Origin of the sequence: Gynuella sp. (assembly GCF_050297175.1) — a bacterium.
In the GTDB taxonomy this organism is placed as follows: domain Bacteria; phylum Pseudomonadota; class Gammaproteobacteria; order Pseudomonadales; family Natronospirillaceae; genus Gynuella.
The window spans coordinates 50,772-69,716 of sequence record NZ_JBNKSF010000012.1; the positions used below are offsets into that span (position 1 = coordinate 50,772).

Below are 18,945 nucleotides of genomic sequence, written 5' to 3' on the forward strand. Positions count from 1 at the left end.
TCCTTTATTTATTTTTGCTGATTGAGTTTCTTCTCTCTTTTCTGCTGCCGGTGTTTCCGGCCGAATTCATTAGCATCCGAACCGATATGAGTTTCACCACGTTTTTGCGCCAGTTGTTGCTGTTTTTCACGATCACGAAACCGCTGTTTCTGTTGCTCAGAGGTTTTCCCGTAACAGTGCCGACAACTGACCCCAGACTCAAAGTGCGGATGCTGCCGTTCTGCTGCGGTGATGGGCAGGCGACAGGCGTGACACAGATCATATTCGCCAATTTTTAAACCGTGAGTCACTGACACCCGGTTATCAAATACAAAACAGTCTCCCTGCCATAAAGACCGTTCTTCAGGAACCGTTTCCAGGTATTTAAGAATACCGCCTTGTAAATGATAGACCTCATCAAATCCCTGCTCTTTCAAATAAGCGGTCGATTTTTCACAACGAATGCCCCCGGTGCAAAACATTGCCACTTTCTTATGTTTGCTCTTATCCAGGTTCTGCTGCACATATTGAGGGAACTCGCGAAACGTTTCCGTTGCCGGGTTCACAGCATTTTTAAAACTGCCGATGTCATATTCATATTGATTACGGGTGTCGATGACCAGCGTCTCGGGGTCACTGATCAGATCGTTCCAGTCTTCCGGCTTAACATAAGTACCCACTACTTTTCTGGGGTCGATACCTTCGACCCCCATCGTGACAATTTCTTTTTTTAGTTTCACACGGGTGCGATAAAACGGCATGGACTGATCATATGATTCTTTCCAGTCAAGGTCGCCAAGACGGCTGTCCTGACGCAAAAAAGCCAGCAGTTCGTCGATACCTTGACGGGTTCCAGCCACAGTACCGTTAATACCCTCGCGGGCTAGGATCAACGTACCTCTGACACCCGATGCCTGCATCTGGTCGAGCAGCGGCTGCTGCAGGGCTTCATAATCTTCGAAAGTGACAAACTTATAGAGTGCACATACAACTATCTGGTTCATTATCTTTAACCTGCTCTGCAAATCCGGTCGCAAACCGGAAGCGAATCCGCACGGAAACGGATTAATTATTAAAAGGGCGGCAAATTTACCAACGACCCGACTGTGATGCAAAAAAAACCAGTACGGCAAAAAAGCGTCAAAGTCAAAAAAAACCGCTAACTCACGCAGCCGCACAACCACGCCCTGGCCAGCCATTTACATAATTCGTCAAAGCATCATTTTTTACCGGAACTGAAATTGACTTAGACCGGAACTGAACTAGAGTTAAAACTAGATTCATTGTTTTGTTTCTGAAAAAAATTCAACTCTAAAGAGTAGTAAGATCCGGCAAGATACTCCCTAACCGGCATAAGTTGTTGAATCACAATAGTTAGTCAATGGATATAGAGATCATTCGAGGATAGTTGTTCATGCAATCGCGCCTTCAAACTTCCAGTTTTTTTTGGATATTGCCGGTTCTGCTAGCTTTTGCCTCAGCCGGCACGGTTATGTTGGTCGCCAATCTGACCATCATGACCGTACTTCTGGCATTGATATTAATCATTGCCGGTGTGACGATCGGTCACTGGAGTTTTAATGCTCATGCCAGACTGATTTCAGCACTGAAGGAACAAGCCCAGCAGGAAACCTCCGTCGACAAAACACCGGTATATCTGTCTCTATGGCATTTATGTGAACAAACCTTGCCAATCTGGAGCCGTCATATTGAATCAGCGCGGAACCAGACAGAAGAATCAATTACCGACCTGACCAACCGTTTTGGCACCCTGGTACAACGCCTCAATACAACGCTGGAAAATTCCCGTGAAATCAGCGGCGAACAGGGTTCTGACAGCCAGATGGCCAACACCTTTCAAACCGCTGAAACACAACTTCAGGAAGTCATTACCTCTTTGCGTAGCACCCAGGAAGGCCGCAGTCATATGTTGAACGAAATGCGGATACTGACCAGTTATACCGAAGAGCTGAAACAAATGGCTGCCCAGGTAGGCGCCATTGCCGAACAGACTAATCTGCTGGCACTTAACGCCGCCATTGAAGCTGCAAGGGCCGGTGAAGCAGGGCGCGGTTTTGCGGTGGTGGCGGACGAAGTACGAAAATTATCGACATTATCCAGTGAAACCGGCAGAGAAATGACAGTTAAGGTCAATACGATCAACGATGCTATCAGCAAAGCTTTTCAGGTTGCGGAACAGGCAACCGTTGAAGACGGGGCCGTTTTGACAAGATCAGAAGCCAGTGTCGGTGAGGTAATTAACACGTTTACCAATATTGTTGAAACCCTGAAACATTCCACCGAAATCATGCAGCAGGAAAGTCAGGGCATTCGCGAAGAAATTGAAGATATGTTGGTCGCCCTACAGTTTCAGGACCGCATCAGCCAGATTTTGAGTCAAGTCTGTGGAAACCTCGAAAACCTGGAACAGGTACTGGAGCAACGGGATGAACCAACAGCTGTGGTGATTGATGTCGACCGTTGGCTGGAAGATATGGAAAGCAGCTACGCCATGCTCGAACAGCACATTAATCATCAGGGCCAGCATTCCAGCCACGATAAGGCTCAAGATATTACCTTTTTTTAATTAGGGAGAATCCATGTCCAAAACCATCATGATAGTCGACGACTCCGCATCTCTGCGTCAGGTTGTCAGTATTGCTCTGAAAGGCAGCGGTTATGATGTTATCGAAGCCTGTGACGGCAAAGACGCATTATCAAAACTCACTGGGGGACGAGTTCACCTGATAATCAGCGACGTCAACATGCCCAATATGGACGGCATTACATTTTTAAAGGAAGTTAAAAAAATGCCTCGCTATAAATTTACTCCCGTCATCATGTTAACGACTGAATCACAAGCGGCCAAAAAGGCCGAAGGACAGGCGGCCGGGGCCAAGGCCTGGGTAGTCAAACCATTCCAGCCACAGACGATGCTCGCTGCAGTCGCCAAACTGGTTCAACTGTAGTCATATCTAAGGGCAAATCAGCATGTTTGAGTATGCTTTTAAAGAAGACCACTGCCAAGCTGCGATCAGCGGCGAAATGACTATTTATACGATTCTGGAGCTGAAAGAAAAGATCGCGGCAATGCTGGCTGATGCACACAACATAACACTTGACCTGAGTGCCGTTAACGAGATCGACAGCGCTGGCATCCAGTTACTGCTCGTGCTGCATAACAACCGTCTCAAACATCAGTATTCTCTGACGCTGACTCATCCGCACGACTGTGTAACAGACGCCTTTGCCACACTCGGACTGCAGTCATATTTGTCTCAGTCAGAATCCTGAGCCCTAGCAGAGGTATCCCATGAACCTAGATGCCGCACTGAAAACCTATATAGCCGAAAGCCGGGAAATGCTCCAGGAGATGGAAGACATTCTGTTGCGGATTGAAGGCATGGCTGATCAGACAGAATCTCTCAACAGCATTTTTCGGGCAGCCCACACCATCAAAGGCTCCGCCGGTCTGTTTGGCCTCGATGGTATTGTTGCTTTCACCCACCATGTTGAAACGCTTCTGGACCAATGTCGTACCGGTGAAACATCCATCACTGAAAACCTTGTTGCCTTGTTGTTGCAATGCAGTGACCACATCGGCCGCCTGATTGATGACCTGGAAACCGGCGCTGAAGCTTTGAGTCCCGAACTGCAACAACAGGGCAGCGATTTGATCTCGCAGCTGCAACAGACTTATGCATCGAAACCGACAGATACACCGACACCGGCGCCAGCTGACAAACCATCGTCTAACCCTGCCTCACAAGATCGCCCAACCCATTCTGAGCTATGGCATATTTCCTTACGTTTCGGCCTCGATTCATTGCGCGATGGTATGGATCCGTTATCTTTTCTGCACTATCTCGGAACCCTTGGCGAAATCAACCGGATACAACTCATTAATCACAACATGCCTGATTTTGACAAGATGGATCCGGAGAGTTGTTACCTTGGTTTTGAGCTCAGTTATCAGAGCGATGCCAGCCAAAACGTCATTGAAGAGGTGTTTGAATTTATCCGCCAGGACAGCCATGTCTGTGTGCTTCCACCCCATGCGGATCTGGATGACTTTGCCCGATTAATCCGCGAGTTACCGGAAAACGACGACGATCTGATCAATCTGCTGGTGCAATGTGAATCCCTGACCCGCGCAGAAGCCGATACCCTGATAGCTCCACCGGCAGTCACCGATGAGTCTGTGGCCACACCCAGCCAGGAAATACCATCAGCCATCGATAAACCGGAGCCGGTTCCTCAGGCACAGAACACAGCAAAACCCACAGCGGTTAGGGGCAGCAGTGAAAACCAGTCCATCCGTGTTGATGCCGACAAACTCGATCATTTGATTAACCTGGTGGGAGAGCTGGTGATTGCCGGTGCCGGTGCGTCGCTGAATGCCGTAAACAATGGTGACACAGAACTGCTGGAATCCATGTCCACCCTGACCCGGCTGGTAGAAGAAGTACGCGATTCTGCCCTGCAGCTGCGAATGGTACAGATCGGCGGCACATTCAACCGCTTTCATCGGGTGGTACGCGATGTCTCCAAAGAACTGAACAAAGACATCAAGCTGGTGATTACCGGTGCGGATACAGAACTGGACAAAACCGTGGTAGAAAAAATCGGTGATCCGTTAATGCACCTGGTCCGCAATTCCATCGATCACGGCATAGAACCTCCCGAAACAAGAATCGCGGCCGGAAAACCGGCCACCGGAACCGTACAACTGAATGCCTATCACGACTCCGGCAGTATTGTGATCGAAATCTCCGATGACGGTGGAGGGCTGGATCGTGAGCGGATTTTGGCGAAAGCCATTCGTTCGGGTCTGGTCAGCGCCGACCAACCACCGGACAACTCTGAGTTGTTCAAACTAATTTTTGAACCCGGCTTCTCCACCGCCGAAACCGTCAGCAATCTTTCCGGACGTGGTGTCGGTATGGATGTGGTGAAACGCAATATCAGCGCTCTACGAGGCAGTGTGGAAGTCAATAGCGAGGCCGGCAAAGGCACTGTATTTCAGATCCGTTTACCCCTCACCCTGGCTATTATCGATGGCTTCATGGTTGGCGTCGGGCAGTCCTCGTTCGTTGTCCCTCTGGACATCGTCATCGAGTGTATCGAGCTGACAAACAACATTGGCACCACAGACTCTGATCGGGATTATCTCGATCTCCGTGGCGAAGTGCTGCCTTATGTCCGACTACGCGACATGTTCGCCATCAACGGTAAGCCTCCTGAACGCGAAAGTGTTGTCGTAGTCAACTACGCCGGAGTCAAAGCCGGGTTGGTGGTTGACCGTTTGATGGGCGAATTTCAAACCGTCATCAAACCCCTTGGCAAAATCTTTAGCCATCTGAAAGGGATCAGCGGTTCCAGCATTCTGGGTAACGGCGACGTGGCACTGATCATTGATGTGCCAGGACTGATACAACAAATCACTGCATTGGAAAACACAGCGTATGCGCTGCCGAAACAAACCATGCATTAACAGGTAAATAGCGGAGATCAGCTATGTTAAACAATATGAAATTGAGTGTGCGGTTGACCCTCGGGATCGGCGTCATAGTAGTATTGCTGTGCATCGTGGCGCTTGTGTCCTATAACGCATTAACGACTGCATCCAACGGTTTTACCGATTACCGCGAGCTGGCCAAAAACAGCAACAACGCCAGCCGGGTCGAAGCCCAGATGCTGGCAATGCGTTTGGCCGTACTGCGTTATTATGTGAGTGCGGATCCCGTGCTTCTGCGTCAACAGGAGGACCTTTATCGTCAAAGCAGCGATATTCTGGAAGAATCTCTGGAAACCACCAGCAACGAAGAGGAACGCAAGGCTTTCGTCCAGATGACCGAACTCAGCAAAGAGTATCAGGCAACCTTTCTGGAAATCGTCGAACTGATGAAACACCGGGACGATCTGCTCAATACCCAGTTGAATAAACAGGGCGCGACCATGGAAGAAAATCTCAGCCGCATTATGGACGGTGCTCAGAACAATAATGACATTACCACTTCCTTTGATGCCTCTGCCGCCATGCACAATTTGTTGCTGGCCAGGCTCTACATTGTCAAATTTCTGGAGAGCAACAATGACGATTCTGCAGACCGGGCCAGAAAAGAGTTTGCTCTATTTCTACAGGAGCTTGAAAAACTGGACAAAGATCTGGTCAACCCGACTCTGCGTTCGCCGCTGCGTGAAATTCAGTTGGTAGCAGAAAAATACGCCGCCGGATTTGAGGAAATCGTCAATGCCATTCACACACGTAATACCCTAAAAGCAGAAAAACTGGACATCGCCGGCATTGAAATTGTTGAAATTGCCGAAAAGCTGAAAGAGAGCATTCGAGAAGAGCAGGATGAACTGGGGCCACGAGTACAATCTTCCAATGACCGAGCCGTGTTAACCGTTGAAATATTCAGTGCCGTTGCTCTCCTGATGGCAGCAGGGGCTGGTCTATGGATTGGCATCAGTGTTATGCGTCAGATTGGTGGAGAACCTGGTTATGCCGCCGAAATGGTCAGCAAGATTGCAGAAGGGAATCTGTCCACTCAGATCCAGTTGCGTCGAGGCGACAACACCAGTCTTCTGGCAGCGATGAAAGTCATGGTGGATAAACTGTCCGACATCATCAGCGAAGTACGCAGTGCCGCCAGCAACCTCTCCAGCGCCTCGGAAGAAGTTTCCGCCACAGCCCAGAGTATGAGCCAGGGCAACAGTGAGCAGGCGGCCAGCGTCGAGGAGACATCAGCATCGGTCGAGCAGATGTCCGCCTCAATCAACCAGAATACCGAGAATGCCAAAGTTACTGACGGTATTGCCTCCAAAGCCAGCCGAGAGGCAGACGAAGGTGGCGAGGCCGTGCGTCAGACCGTCCTGGCCATGAAAGCCATTGCCGAGAAGATCAGTATCATTGATGACATTGCCTACCAGACTAACCTGCTGGCACTGAATGCAGCTATTGAGGCAGCCCGTGCAGGTGATCATGGCAAGGGTTTTGCCGTAGTGGCTGCAGAGGTCCGTAAGCTGGCCGAACGTTCACAGGTCGCTGCCCAGGAAATCAGTGAGGTCGCTGGCTCCAGTGTTGATCTGGCCGAAAAAGCCGGGTCACTGCTCGATGAAATTGTCCCGTCCATCCGTAAAACCTCCGACCTGGTACAGGAAATCAGTGCCGGATCAGAAGAACAGGCATCCGGGGTATCACAAATCGCCAACGCCATGGAGCAGCTGAACAAAGTCACTCAACAAAGTGCCTCAGCCTCAGAAGAGCTGGCAGCAACCGCAGAAGAACTGAGCGGTCAGGCAGAACAGCTGCAGGAGTTAATGGAATACTTCAACCTTGCCCAGAACAGCCGTGGCAACCCTCCGCAAAAACGGCAACCAAGCAGCAAAACCAAACCTCACAAATCTGCCATAGCTGATCATCACCCAGAGCCGGATCCGGATCATGCCCTGCGCGAGTTTGTAAAGTTTTAGGAGCCAACCATGAGTCAGTCTGCTCATCAGTCTGATAGCAAACAACAGATCAGTGCTGATCCGTCCCAGTTTTTGACCTTTCAGGTTAATGAGGAAATGTTTGCCATCGGCATACTGCAGATCAAAGAGATTCTGGAATGGGGCCGGGTTACCACGGTGCCAATGATGCCGGAGTTTGTCTGCGGGGTGATCAATCTGCGAGGCGCCGTAGTGCCAATCATTGATCTGGGTGCCCGCCTGAGCGGCCAGCGAAGCACCACCGGCAAACGCACCTGCATTGTGATTGTGGAAGTCGGTGATCCTGATGAGCATCAGTGTATCGGTGTCATGGTCGATGCAGTATCAGAAGTTACCGACATTGCCGAAACAGACATCGAACCGCCACCCGGTTTTGGGGTAAAACTCCGAGCAGACTTTCTGGACGGAATAGGCAAAGTGAATGGTCGGTTCGTGATTCTGTTGAATGTTCACAATGTCTTATCGATTGAGGAACTGGCTCAGATCTGCGATCACACTTGACCTCATAGTTAGCCTGATTATGGAAACAGAAATACAAGCCATGGAAATTGCTACGAATTACAAGCCGCCAGCGCTGACTGACGAGGAGTTCAAACTCTTCCGGCAGATGATTTACGACGTTGCCGGTATCAGCCTTTCAAACGCCAAAAAAGCTCTGGTAGCTGCCCGGCTACTGAAACGGGTCAAGTACTTTGGCATGGCCAGTTATCGGGAGTATTTTGTTCTACTCAAAACACCCGGCAATGATGAACTCCAAAACGCAGTGGATATGCTGACCACCAATGAGACGTTCTTTTTTCGGGAAAAAAAACACTTTGAGTTTCTCCAGCACCAGATCCTGCCCAACTGGCACAGTGGTAATAAACGAATCTGGAGCGCTGCCAGCTCCTCCGGTGAGGAGGCCTACTCGCTGGCCATGACCCTGTCTGAATATGCACTCACGGATAAATGGGAAATCGTCGGCACGGATATCAGCACCCGGGTTCTCAATACCGCCCGTAAAGCGCAATATCCCATGTCCCGAAGTCGGGATATTCCACTAAACTATTTGAAGAAGTACTGTCTGAAAGGGATTGGCAGTCAGGAAGGTACGTTTCTGATACAACCGGTACTGAGCCGGAAAGTATCGTTCCTGCACGCCAATCTCAAACAGAACCTGACCAGACTGGGACGCTTTGATGTGATATTTCTGCGGAATGTCATGATCTATTTCAACAACGATACCAAGCGTCAAGTGCTGGCCTTATTACTCCAGCAACTGAACCCGGGAGGATTCCTGATGATTGGTCATTCTGAAAGTCTCAATGGAATCACCAATGCGCTCCAGCTGGTCTCTCCGTCGATCTACGTCAAGGCGAAATAAATGGATCAGAATGTTCTCAATATTTTTCTAAACCCCGGGGAATTTTATTTTGGAGACGGTAAAACCTGTATCCACACTCTGCTTGGCTCCTGTGTCGCCATCACTCTCTGGCATCCACAACTGCTGATTGGCGGTATGTGTCATTACATGCTGCCAACCCGCGGACGTAACCAGCATTTGTCAGCCGGGCATTTTGCCGATGAAGCCATCCAGCTGTTCTTGAAAGCCATCGAAAAACGGAAAACCCACAGCACTGACTATGAAGTCAAACTGTTCGGCGGTGGCAGTATGATTCCGGACAATCAGCGGGGAACCACTGAAAGCGGTATCCCGTGGGCGAATATCAACATCGGAAAAAAACTGCTGCAACAATACGGCTTCAAAATCAAAGCCTGCGATGTGGGCGGCAACGGTCATCGCAAATTGTTTCTGGAATTATGGAGTGGTGATGTATGGGTACAGACCAATAGACTGACACAACCAGGATAAACTATGAACACAATTAAAGTCATGGTAGTGGATGATTCTGCAGTTGTAAGACAGGTATTGCAGGAAATGCTGAACAAGGATCCGGCGATTGAAGTCATCGGCGCAGCGGCAGACCCGATTTTTGCCATGAATCGCATGAATAAGCAGTGGCCGGATGTTATCGTGCTGGATGTGGAAATGCCCCGTATGGATGGCATCACGTTCCTGAAGAAACTGATGTCAGAACGGCCAACACCCGTGGTTATTTGCTCAACTCTGACCGAAAAAGGTGCCGAAACCACCATGCAGGCCATGTCGGCCGGAGCAGTCAGTATTATTACCAAGCCCAAGGTCGGGCTGAAAAATTTTTTGAGCGATGCTGCCGACAACATTATCAGCGCCGTCAAGGGAGCTGCCCGGGCCAATATGGCCAATATGCGCACCACGGCGCTGAAGGTCGAAAAAAAGCTGTCGGCTGACGCAGTCATTCCCGGCAATGCCAGAGCCATGACCAAAACCACCGACAAGGTAATTGCCATTGGTACTTCAACCGGTGGTACCCAGGCGCTGGAAGCAGTACTCACTGCACTGCCACCGAACATTCCCGGTATCGTGATCGTGCAACATATGCCGGAAAAATTTACCCGATCATTTGCGGAACGAATCGACAGTCTCAGTGACATCAGCGTCAAAGAAGCCGAAAACAATGACCGGGTCATACCAGGCCGGGCACTGATTGCCCCCGGTGGTAAACACATGCTGTTGAAGCGTAATGGTGCGCAATATTATGTGGAGGTCATGAATGGCCCACTGGTCAATCGTCACCGTCCTTCAGTAGATGTGCTGTTTCGTTCCGTAGCCCGTTATGCCGGCAAAAATGCCGTCGGCTTTATCCTTACCGGTATGGGGGACGATGGTGCCCGTGGATTGCTGGAAATGAAAAATGCCGGAGCCGAAACCTTTGCCCAGGATGAAAAGAGCTGTGTCGTGTTTGGTATGCCGAAAGAAGCCATCGCTCTGAATGCGGCATCCAGGGTCGTTTCCCTGGGTTCAGTTCCCGCAGAAATCATGCGTTACAGTCACGGTTGATATAAGTTGTTCTCATAATAACAATTAATCGAAGCGGACAAACTTGAACCAGATCAACTTATGGGTTCGAAAGCTCATAATTGTTTTGTAATCCATAAGCAGCACACTTACAGTTATCCCATTCATAACACAGAGGCGTGTTGTAATGAGTAAAGAACTGACAGAAATGCAGATACGGATATTGGGATGCCTGATCGAAAAAGAAATTACCACCCCAGAACAATATCCACTTTCCCTGAACGGCCTGACTGCTGCATGCAACCAGAAAAGCAATCGTGAACCGGTTTTAAATCTCTCTGAGCAGGAAGTTCAGACAACCCTTGATGAACTGATCCAGCTGCATCACGTGGTCGAAGACAACGGTGCCAGAGTGGTGAAATACAAGCACCGCTTCTGCAATACCGAATACGGCAAACTCAAATTATCTGACCAGGAACTGGGTATCCTGTGCGTGATGTTTGTGCGTGGAGCACAAACGCCTGGAGAGCTGCGGACCCGAACCCAACGGCTCTGCCGCTTCAACGATGTCAATGACGTTGAAAAAGTATTACAGAACATGGCTGCCCGGGACGAAGGTGCGCTAGTCAGACAACTTCCAAGAGAACCGGGAAAACGGGAAAACCGTTGGATGCATCTGTTTTCGGGCGATGACATACCTGCCGCGATTACTGCAAACACGACCGCACCATCCTCTCCTTCAGAAGATCTTGGTGCAGAGGTGGCACGTTTGCGTGAAGAGGTTCAGGAGCTTCGGGAGCTGGTTGAAATGATGATGGAAGAGAAGGGCCAGGGTTAGTCCAAAACAAGTTGCCCAATGCGATAACCTTATCATTAATCAGCCTGTATCCCACACAGACAAAAACCGTGTTGTGGGTATTTTCAACGGTAGACCGACAGATATTTCTGATTACCTCGAAACATAAAAAACCGGGCATCCAGCCCGGTTTTTTATGTTGCATATTCGCTGTTCAAAGTCCGCTCAACCAATCCTTAAATTCCACTTTTAAGGATTTACCGTGTTGCTCCAGAAAATCCAGAAAACGTTCAGGGCGGGCTGTCACGACGGCATCTTCTGACAATCCGGCTTTGCGGGCATATTCAATACACTGCGCAAAATTCCCCACGTCATAAGAAACATGCGCATCACTGCCAAAGCTGACTTTCCAGTCATATTTGACCACCGTCTCCAGAATTTTCAGACAGTACGGTCCGCTGCCCACACGGGACTGATTGAAAGAGCTGTTATTGATTTCCAACAGCACATTGTGATCTCTGGCAGCCTTGACCACGTCGTCATAAATAATCGGATAATTAGGGTTACCGGGATGACCAATAATCTGACACTTGCCGGAACTGATTGCCCCGATCATGGCACGGGTATTCTGTTTGGCGCTACCAGGCGTAAATACCGGCTCATGGAAACTGGCAATGGCAAAATCCAGATAAGCATCCATACGATCAGCAATATCCAGCTGACCATCTTCATCGTAGATATTCGCTTCGATTCCACGCAGCATGGCAACATTGTTCATAACTCTGGGAATAACTTTCATATTACCAAAATGCCATGGATGCGGTGCATCCGGCATTTTCGGACCATGATCTGTAATGCTGATCAGTTGTAAACCCTTTTCAGGTGCAATATTGAAATAGTCATTCACAGTACTATATGCATGCGTACTGGCTACGGTGTGGGAATGTGTATCGCAAAGAATTTTCATGAGTACCTACAGCTTGTTTGAACAGCCGGCAAACACTAAAACCGGCAAAAAATGGCATATGTATTCTACCTGACCTCCAAAGCCTGCAGCTCTGTGACAGAATCAATAGATACTAAACGATCCCATCTGATCATTACGTTAATCAGATCAATTAGTCAGGCGGATACAATCTTTTTCAATGTGAATAAGGCGTCTTTTATACAGCCCACCTATGGCTTTCTTGTAATTTCCCTTACTGACCTGATACTGACTATAGATGTCTTCCGGGGTACTTTTATCCGTCAAATCCGAGACACCACCATGAGTCCGCAGATGTTCGAGAATCAGGTCGGACAGTTGATCTCTCACCTCCTGCCCCTGTAACTGCAGCGACAGATCAATTTTTCCATCGGGACGAATCTGTTTGATATATCCTTTCAGTTTTTCGCCGATTTTCAGTGGCTGCAGCAGATCTGCAGTAAAGATGACCCCTAAATGGGTTTGATTGATCACAGCCTTGTAACCAATATCGGTACGCTGACAAATCAGCAGATCGACTTCCTGATTGGCTTGAAACTGATCGGCTGTTTCGCTTAAAAAGTGATTAAGCTTGCTCGAAGCCACTACCCGTTCGGTGTATTCATCGATATATAAATGAACGACATAGGAATACCCGACTTCCATCGGCCGACGCTGCTGCCCAAATGGAACCAGCAAATCTTTATCCAGGCCCCAATCCAAAAAGGCGCCAAAGGGCCCGGTATCCTTCACCTTTAACAACCGGGTATCACCAACCATCGCCAGGGGCCTGCGGGTCGTGGCAATGAGCCGGTCTTCAGAATCATGATAAATAAATACATGCAGCTTATCGCCGACTTTGCAGTCCGGCGGCACATCCCGTCGTGGAAGCAGGATATTGTCATGCTCTCCGGCCTCCAGATAGACGCCGAAATTAACAAGTTTGGTGACCGTAAGACGATTAAATTGACCGATATTGACCATGAGAACAGACTGGGATATGAAGTGGACACCTATTCTACATTTTGTGTTATGAATTTTCGATGTTTGTGCCAGGATGGTTGTCTGGAGACTGACATGTGTAGACCTGCAAAATATCCTGTCATCCCCCTAAAACCGCTAACTTGGCAAGCGAATTTCCCAATCAATGAATATCATCAGAGAAGATCGTCTAGGGTTCTCGCGGCGATGCTTCCTTATACTCCAGCAAAAGTCTTACTATGTAGAAATAATCTTAGGTCCGTCATCGCATAACAATAAGGATTACCATGACTCACCAGATTTTGGGAATCATCGTTCCCATCATTTTCATTGTGCTGATCGGTTTTGCTTACGGGAAACGCCATCGCCCGGATATGGAAGCCGCCAATCGTATCAATGTTGACGTTTTCGTACCCTTACTGATCATCAGTGTATTCGCAGACAAAGGCTCGAATATGACGGCCTTCATGCCGCTGGTCTATGCAGTGATTGCCGTCACCCTGATTCCCGGAATCTTCGCGTTTGCTCTGGCGCGTGGATTTGGTTTCAACTGGAAGACCTTTGTGCCACCGATCATGTTCAAAAACAGTGGCAACATGGGGCTGCCCCTGGTGCTGTTTGCCTATGGCGAACACTATCTGCCGGCGGCGGTGGTCATGTTTGTGGTCTCAAATACCCTGCACTTTACCGTCGGCGCCTGGCTGATCAATCCCCACGCCAGAATGTGGGATCTGGTCAAAAACCCCATGATACTGGCAACCATTACAGGTCTCAGCATAGCCTTTCTGGGGATCACCATCCCGGCCCCACTGGTCAGCGGCATGCAGCTGGTGGGCAATACGGCGGTGCCGTTAATGTTATTTGCCCTGGGCGTACGGCTGGTCAATATGGAACGTGCCGGCTGGAAAATCGGGTTGATCAGTGCAATCGCGTGTCCGTTGCTGGGAATCATGGTGGCCTGGCCAATCACCCAGATATGGGATCTTGGCAAGGTACAGGCGGGCATCCTAATGCTGTTTGGTGCACTGCCACCGGCGGTATTGAATTATCTGGTGGCCGAACGTTACAGGCAGCAGCCAGATCTGGTGGCATCGATGGTCATTTACGGTAATGCGTTCAGTGTTGTGATCATTCCACTGGCACTGGCCTGGGTTTTGTAGACAGGTATTGTAAACACCCGCCGTCTCCAGCGGGTGTCCAGGCAATTGCCTTCTTACATCCTCTCCATGACTTCAATACCCAGCAGATCAAGTCCGCAACGCAGGGTATTGGCCACGCCGTAGGATAACCGCAAACGGCTGTCACGCACGGCCGGATCAACACCATCTTTGAGAATGGCGCAGTTTTCGTAGAAGCTCATGGTCAGGCCGGCCAGATCATAGAGGTAGGCACACAGAGAATGCGGCATAGCTTCTCGGTAAACCTGTAACAGTACTTCCTCAAATTGAGCCAGTTTTAGCGCCAGTGCCCGTTCCTGCTCATGCTCCAAAACCACTGCGGCACTAAGATAGGCATCAGATTCACCGGCCTTGCGGAAAATCGACTGAATCCGGGTATAAGCGTATTGCAGATAAGGTGCGGTATTGCCTTCGAAACTGAGCATGGCGTCCCAGCTGAAGATATAATCGTTGGTCCGGGTTTTCGACAGATCGGCATATTTAACCGCGCCAATCGCCACCTTACGGGCCACTTCCAGTTGCTGCTCAGCGTCCAGTTCTGGATTTTTCTCTGCCACCAGCTTTTCAGAACGCTCGACCGCCTCATCGACCAGATCGGCCAGTTTCACAGTACCGCCACTGCGGGTTTTGAACGGTTTGCCATCGGCCCCCATCATCATCCCGAAGGCACAATGCACCAGCTCCACCGCTTCAGGCACATAGCCGGCCTTACGCGACAGCGTGAACAGTTGTTTAAAATGCAGTCCCTGACGGGCATCGGTGAAAATCAGAATACGGTCGGCCTTGAGATCTTGAATCCGAAACTGCATGGCAGCCAGATCGGTAGTGGAATAGAGAAAACCACCCCCCTGTTTCTGCACAATGTAAGCACCGGGCTTGCCCTCTTTATCGGCAAACTCTTCCAGAAATGCCACCTTGGCACCCTGGTCCTCAATTACCAGCCCTTTGGCTTCGAGATCGGCAACGGTACTGGCCAATTGATCGTTGTAGTAACTTTCGCCGCGCACATCGTCACGACTCAGAGAGACATTGAGGCGCTCATACAACTCTTCACTATGCGCCAGCGACAATTGAATGAACTGCTGCCATAGTGCATACACTGCTTGATCACCACTTTGCAGTCTGACCACATACTCGCGGGCCTTGTCCGCAAAAGCCGGATCATCATCAAAGTGTTTTTTGGCCTGCTGATAAAAGCTTTCCAGATCCTTGAGCTGAAATGACTGCGAAGTCTCAGACAGAGTCTCTTCCAGCTCGGCAATCAACATGCCGAACTGAGTTCCCCAATCTCCAATATGGTTCTGACGGATCACCCGGTGACCGAGAAATTCACTGAGCCGGGCCATCGCATCACCGATGATGGTGGAACGCAGATGCCCCACATGCATCTCCTTGGCCAGATTAGGTGCGGAGTAATCAATGACTATGGTTTGCGCTGGCTCCGCCGCCTGCACGGTCAAATGTTCATCAGCGCTGATCTGTTCACTGATACTTGCCAGCCAGGCAGAGGACAGATAGATATTAATGAAACCCGGCCCGGCGATTTCGACGTTATCCGCCAGGCCTGTCAGATCCAGGTGTTGAATGATGCTGTCTGCGATCTGGCGCGGATTGCTTTTCATGGCCTTGGCCGCTGCCATGGCCCCATTCGCCTGATAATCACCGAATTTCGGATTCTTGCTCAGGGCCAGATTTGGGCCAAATTCAGCTGGAATGCCTGCCGCCGCCATCGCCGCAGCCACTTTTTCACTCAATAACGCTCTAATATTCATCGCCAAAAACCATTTACCGGATCTCTATTGGGCGCGGAATTCTACTGGAATTGTCCAGGGTTTGAAATTGCCGCGCACTCGTGAAGTGTCCACAGCTGTCAACTCACCACGCATGCCCGGTCTGTACCTGCCATTGACTCCAGTAATGACCCTGGCGATCAATCAGATGCTGGTGATTGCCATACTCCACAACACGCCCCTGCTCGATCACATAGATACAGTCGGCCGCCACAATCGTGGAAAGCCTGTGGGCAATAACAATCACTGTACGGCCATGAGAAATATGCGCCAGAGAACGCTGGATAGCCGCTTCGGTTTCATTATCGACAGCACTGGTAGCCTCATCGAGAATCAGAATGGCCGGATCTTTGAGCAGCGCTCGCGCCAACGATAGACGTTGCCGCTGACCACCCGAGAGTTTGACGCCACGCTCACCGACCAGAGTATCCAGGCCATGGGGCAGACGTTCGATAAATTCCCAGCTCTCCGAGGTTTTTGCGGCGGCAATCACATCGTCATCACTGGCATCGGGCCGTCCATAAGCAATGTTTTCACGAATACTGCCTTCAAACAAAAACACATCCTGACTGACCAGACCAATATTTTCACGCAGGGTTTTCAGGGCAACGCTGGTGATATCCTGCCCATCTATCCGGATCACTCCCTGCTGCGGCTGATAAAATCGCAACAGCAATTTGATCAGGGTGGATTTACCAGAACCGGTCGCCCCCACAAAGGCCACCGTAGAGCCGGCGCGAATATCCAGATTGAGATCGTGTACACCGGCATTGCTGTCAGGGTAAGTAAAACCGACTTGTTCAATCAAAATATCGCCCCGAACCGCGCCGGGAAAGTGTTCAGTTCCTTCATCCCTGACCTGTACTGGGGTATGGATCAGATCCAGAATCCGGCGGGTTGATGCCATCGCCCGTTCAAACAGATCAACGGTTTCCGCCAGCCGGGTCAGCGGCCACAACAACCGTTGGGTCAAAAACACCAGTACGCCATAGGCACCAACATTCAGATCACCATTAAGGGCTTTAAAGCCACCGACGATAAAGGTGAACAGAAACCCAGCCAGAACCGCCATGCGAATAACCGGCACAAATGCAGAGCTGACGGCAATGGCCTTGCGGTTAGCCTGCACATAACGTTCGCTGGCAGCACGCAGCTGCTCGCTTTCCCGGGTTTCGGCGGTAAAGGATTTAATGGTCGCAATACCACCGATATTGTTCGACAACCGGGCCGCCAGCGCGCCAACCTTATCGCGCACATCCGCATAGAGCGGCGTCGCTTTACGCAAAAAATAAAACGCCCCCCAGAGAATCAACGGCACTGGGGTAAATGCCAGTACCGCAACCGAAGGCGACAGCACGAAAAATACGCTGCCCACCGCAACCACAGCTACCATCGTCTGGATGATCTCATTGGCACCACCATCCAGAAAGCGCTCAAGCTGGTTTACATCATCATTCATGATCGACACCAGCGTTCCGGTACTTTTGGATTCAAAAAAAGACATATCCAGTTTCTGAATATGATCATAAGCATCCTGGCGCATGTCTGATTGCAACCGCTGGGCCAGATTGCGCCATAAAATCAAATACAAATACTGAAACAACGACTCACCAAACCAGATCAGAAACGTCAGCACCGCCAGCACCACGATCTGGGATTTGGCCGACACAAACCCAAGAGACGCCACAAAACTGTTTTCCTGATTCACCACCACATCAATGGCAATACCAATCAAAATTTCCGGCGCGATATCGAATAACTTGTTCAACACCGAGCACAGCGCTGCCAGGATAATATTGCGTCGATATCCCCTGGCATAACGGAGCAGATTGAACAAAGCGCGAAGGCTGGTTTGGGGAACTTGTCTGGTTGTCATCGGGATTCCTGTTGCAGTGATCAGATAAAACAGTGACTCTCCTGACAGGGAATCACCGGAATGCATCACCAAGAATGGCGGAGGAGAGTGTTTCAATATCCAAAATGCGGTTTTATTGTCTGGGATTCAGTTGCGACGAACAACCCTAATTATCTCAGGGTCTCTAAGCTGGGATTACATCATTGTAATATTGGATACTCGAACACCAGGCATGGTGCAGCCCACTCAATCGGATCCTGCCACAGATTCCGATTTGTCCTGACTCGACGGTATCAGATCCAATACTTCCGGCGGCAGAAACCCCATTTCCACTTCTTGTTTGGTCCCTTCACGGCGCAGACGGGCATCCCCTTCGGCTACAGCGGCTTTGATTCGTGGGGTGAGTTCAAAGAAGTGGTATTCGTGACTTTCCGGGCGTTTTGGACACCCCAACCCAACACAGCTGGCATACCGCCAGATTCTGAAGGTATACCTCTGTTCCATATTTCTTGAGCGATTGCCGAATTTGTTTTTGTTTTGTTTTGGGAATTTCTACGGTCGCTTCATAAAAGGTTTGAGTACGGTACGAAAACCAACGGGCTCGCACAGTGTGGGGTAACGGTACCCAACCAGCACTCGCTGAAGCACCCACATATCGTACAGCCGCTGTAAGCGTCAGAGATAAAATAAGCGGTATCGTCGGGAGTGATCGGCCGCAGCGGGACACCCTGGTTTGTGGCGGCATCCATTACTGCGTGCAGAGGATAACAGGCCAGTTCCTTGAGCGTGGCTTTACGGATCTCTTCAATAATGTCGAAACCTACGGCATTGGCATAATGCCCACGGGCTTCGATTTCACACTGTTTGGCCCGTAACAGCCGGTCCCCATCATTGCAGCCTCCCAAAAAATGCCTGCTCACTCTGTGCATCTAAAAATATAAAAAGACTTATCGCAATAAACTCGTGATGGCTCAAATGCAGTCATTGGTTTTTAGAGCGGATTCACAATTAACCGGCGCTGATCTGC

Annotated in this window: 19 protein-coding genes; 11 read left to right on the forward strand and 8 right to left on the reverse strand. The window is 49.9% G+C overall.

All coding sequences use genetic code 11. From position 1 onward, the window contains the following. Positions 1 to 8 precede the first annotated feature (8 nt). A complete protein-coding gene (locus tag ACQY6I_RS04530) occupies positions 9 to 983 on the reverse strand; it encodes a rhodanese-related sulfurtransferase (RefSeq protein ID WP_428240284.1) in 975 nt (324 codons plus the stop codon). A gap of 410 nt (positions 984 to 1,393) precedes the next feature. On the opposite strand from ACQY6I_RS04530, the gene ACQY6I_RS04535 reads away from it, so the two are divergent. The 10 genes from ACQY6I_RS04535 (at position 1,394) to ACQY6I_RS04580 (ending at position 11,192) form a co-directional block, all read left to right on the forward strand. Next, positions 1,394 to 2,566 (forward strand): methyl-accepting chemotaxis protein, encoded by a 1,173-nt coding sequence (locus ACQY6I_RS04535; RefSeq protein ID WP_428240285.1) that lies wholly within the window; start codon positions 1,394 to 1,396, stop codon positions 2,564 to 2,566. A 13-nt stretch (positions 2,567 to 2,579) separates the two neighbouring features. Continuing rightward, on the forward strand, positions 2,580 to 2,948 hold the full coding sequence (locus ACQY6I_RS04540) for a response regulator (protein ID WP_428240286.1): 369 nt from the start codon (positions 2,580 to 2,582) through the stop codon (positions 2,946 to 2,948). 22 nt (positions 2,949 to 2,970) lie between these two features. Continuing rightward, on the forward strand, positions 2,971 to 3,273 hold the full coding sequence (locus tag ACQY6I_RS04545) for an STAS domain-containing protein (protein WP_428240287.1): 303 nt from the start codon (positions 2,971 to 2,973) through the stop codon (positions 3,271 to 3,273). A 19-nt stretch (positions 3,274 to 3,292) separates the two neighbouring features. Then, on the forward strand, positions 3,293 to 5,473 hold the full coding sequence (locus ACQY6I_RS04550; RefSeq protein WP_428240288.1) for a chemotaxis protein CheA: 2,181 nt from the start codon (positions 3,293 to 3,295) through the stop codon (positions 5,471 to 5,473). Positions 5,474 to 5,496: 23 nt separating this feature from the next. Beyond that, a complete protein-coding gene (locus ACQY6I_RS04555; RefSeq protein ID WP_428240289.1) occupies positions 5,497 to 7,458 on the forward strand; it encodes a HAMP domain-containing methyl-accepting chemotaxis protein in 1,962 nt (653 codons plus the stop codon). Positions 7,459 to 7,467: 9 nt separating this feature from the next. Beyond that, a complete protein-coding gene (locus tag ACQY6I_RS04560; RefSeq protein WP_428240290.1) occupies positions 7,468 to 7,977 on the forward strand; it encodes a chemotaxis protein CheW in 510 nt (169 codons plus the stop codon). Positions 7,978 to 7,996: 19 nt separating this feature from the next. Then, the gene (locus tag ACQY6I_RS04565) at positions 7,997 to 8,839 is read left to right on the forward strand and encodes a CheR family methyltransferase (protein WP_428240291.1); all 843 of its coding nucleotides are present in this window, start codon (positions 7,997 to 7,999) and stop codon (positions 8,837 to 8,839) included. Continuing rightward, positions 8,840 to 9,328, forward strand: coding sequence for a hypothetical protein (locus ACQY6I_RS04570; RefSeq protein WP_428240292.1), 489 nt, complete (start codon positions 8,840 to 8,842; stop codon positions 9,326 to 9,328). Between the two features lie 3 nt (positions 9,329 to 9,331). Beyond that, positions 9,332 to 10,396, forward strand: a complete 1,065-nt coding sequence (locus tag ACQY6I_RS04575) for a protein-glutamate methylesterase/protein-glutamine glutaminase (RefSeq protein ID WP_428240293.1) — start codon at positions 9,332 to 9,334, stop codon at positions 10,394 to 10,396. A gap of 145 nt (positions 10,397 to 10,541) precedes the next feature. Beyond that, the gene (locus ACQY6I_RS04580) at positions 10,542 to 11,192 is read left to right on the forward strand and encodes a YceH family protein (protein ID WP_428240294.1); all 651 of its coding nucleotides are present in this window, start codon (positions 10,542 to 10,544) and stop codon (positions 11,190 to 11,192) included. 172 nt (positions 11,193 to 11,364) lie between these two features. Here ACQY6I_RS04580 and ACQY6I_RS04585 read toward each other — a convergent pair whose 3' ends face one another. Continuing rightward, a complete protein-coding gene (locus ACQY6I_RS04585; protein WP_428240295.1) occupies positions 11,365 to 12,117 on the reverse strand; it encodes a phosphatase in 753 nt (250 codons plus the stop codon). Between the two features lie 147 nt (positions 12,118 to 12,264). Further along, positions 12,265 to 13,098 (reverse strand): CvfB family protein, encoded by an 834-nt coding sequence (locus ACQY6I_RS04590; protein WP_428240296.1) that lies wholly within the window; start codon positions 13,096 to 13,098, stop codon positions 12,265 to 12,267. Positions 13,099 to 13,382: 284 nt separating this feature from the next. On the opposite strand from ACQY6I_RS04590, the gene ACQY6I_RS04595 reads away from it, so the two are divergent. Then, positions 13,383 to 14,255 carry an AEC family transporter gene (locus tag ACQY6I_RS04595; RefSeq protein WP_428240297.1) on the forward strand — a complete coding sequence of 291 codons (873 nt, stop codon included), beginning with the start codon at positions 13,383 to 13,385 and terminating at the stop codon, positions 14,253 to 14,255. Between the two features lie 53 nt (positions 14,256 to 14,308). Here ACQY6I_RS04595 and argS read toward each other — a convergent pair whose 3' ends face one another. From argS to ACQY6I_RS04620, 5 genes are all read right to left on the reverse strand, one after another. Next, complete coding sequence (gene argS / locus ACQY6I_RS04600; RefSeq protein ID WP_428240298.1) at positions 14,309 to 16,045, reverse strand: arginine--tRNA ligase; 1,737 nt, start codon at positions 16,043 to 16,045, stop codon at positions 14,309 to 14,311. Positions 16,046 to 16,148: 103 nt separating this feature from the next. After that, positions 16,149 to 17,939 carry an ABC transporter ATP-binding protein gene (locus tag ACQY6I_RS04605; protein WP_428240299.1) on the reverse strand — a complete coding sequence of 597 codons (1,791 nt, stop codon included), beginning with the start codon at positions 17,937 to 17,939 and terminating at the stop codon, positions 16,149 to 16,151. 225 nt (positions 17,940 to 18,164) lie between these two features. Further along, on the reverse strand, positions 18,165 to 18,422 hold the full coding sequence (locus ACQY6I_RS04610) for a hypothetical protein (RefSeq protein WP_428240343.1): 258 nt from the start codon (positions 18,420 to 18,422) through the stop codon (positions 18,165 to 18,167). Next, complete coding sequence (locus ACQY6I_RS04615) at positions 18,325 to 18,570, reverse strand: DUF2931 family protein (RefSeq protein WP_428240342.1); 246 nt, start codon at positions 18,568 to 18,570, stop codon at positions 18,325 to 18,327. Before ACQY6I_RS04615 ends, ACQY6I_RS04610 begins: the two co-directional genes overlap by 98 nt. Continuing rightward, complete coding sequence (locus ACQY6I_RS04620) at positions 18,482 to 18,838, reverse strand: hypothetical protein (protein ID WP_428240344.1); 357 nt, start codon at positions 18,836 to 18,838, stop codon at positions 18,482 to 18,484. The genes ACQY6I_RS04615 and ACQY6I_RS04620 overlap by 89 nt, the downstream gene beginning before the upstream one ends. Positions 18,839 to 18,945 lie beyond the last annotated feature (107 nt).

Bases quoted from the DNA above. Each gene is read 5' to 3' on its own strand.
- ACQY6I_RS04530 (WP_428240284.1), bottom strand. From the start codon at position 983: ATGAACCAGATAGTTGTATGTGCACTCTATAAGTTTGTCACTTTCGAA.
- ACQY6I_RS04535 (WP_428240285.1), top strand. From the start codon at position 1,394: ATGCAATCGCGCCTTCAAACTTCCAGTTTTTTTTGGATATTGCCGGTT.
- ACQY6I_RS04540 (WP_428240286.1), top strand. From the start codon at position 2,580: ATGTCCAAAACCATCATGATAGTCGACGACTCCGCATCTCTGCGTCAG.
- ACQY6I_RS04545 (WP_428240287.1), top strand. From the start codon at position 2,971: ATGTTTGAGTATGCTTTTAAAGAAGACCACTGCCAAGCTGCGATCAGC.
- ACQY6I_RS04550 (WP_428240288.1), top strand. From the start codon at position 3,293: ATGAACCTAGATGCCGCACTGAAAACCTATATAGCCGAAAGCCGGGAA.
- ACQY6I_RS04555 (WP_428240289.1), top strand. From the start codon at position 5,497: ATGTTAAACAATATGAAATTGAGTGTGCGGTTGACCCTCGGGATCGGC.
- ACQY6I_RS04560 (WP_428240290.1), top strand. From the start codon at position 7,468: ATGAGTCAGTCTGCTCATCAGTCTGATAGCAAACAACAGATCAGTGCT.
- ACQY6I_RS04565 (WP_428240291.1), top strand. From the start codon at position 7,997: ATGGAAACAGAAATACAAGCCATGGAAATTGCTACGAATTACAAGCCG.
- ACQY6I_RS04570 (WP_428240292.1), top strand. From the start codon at position 8,840: ATGGATCAGAATGTTCTCAATATTTTTCTAAACCCCGGGGAATTTTAT.
- ACQY6I_RS04575 (WP_428240293.1), top strand. From the start codon at position 9,332: ATGAACACAATTAAAGTCATGGTAGTGGATGATTCTGCAGTTGTAAGA.
- ACQY6I_RS04580 (WP_428240294.1), top strand. From the start codon at position 10,542: ATGAGTAAAGAACTGACAGAAATGCAGATACGGATATTGGGATGCCTG.
- ACQY6I_RS04585 (WP_428240295.1), bottom strand. From the start codon at position 12,117: ATGAAAATTCTTTGCGATACACATTCCCACACCGTAGCCAGTACGCAT.
- ACQY6I_RS04590 (WP_428240296.1), bottom strand. From the start codon at position 13,098: ATGGTCAATATCGGTCAATTTAATCGTCTTACGGTCACCAAACTTGTT.
- ACQY6I_RS04595 (WP_428240297.1), top strand. From the start codon at position 13,383: ATGACTCACCAGATTTTGGGAATCATCGTTCCCATCATTTTCATTGTG.
- argS (WP_428240298.1), bottom strand. From the start codon at position 16,045: ATGAATATTAGAGCGTTATTGAGTGAAAAAGTGGCTGCGGCGATGGCG.
- ACQY6I_RS04605 (WP_428240299.1), bottom strand. From the start codon at position 17,939: ATGACAACCAGACAAGTTCCCCAAACCAGCCTTCGCGCTTTGTTCAAT.
- ACQY6I_RS04610 (WP_428240343.1), bottom strand. From the start codon at position 18,422: ATGGAACAGAGGTATACCTTCAGAATCTGGCGGTATGCCAGCTGTGTT.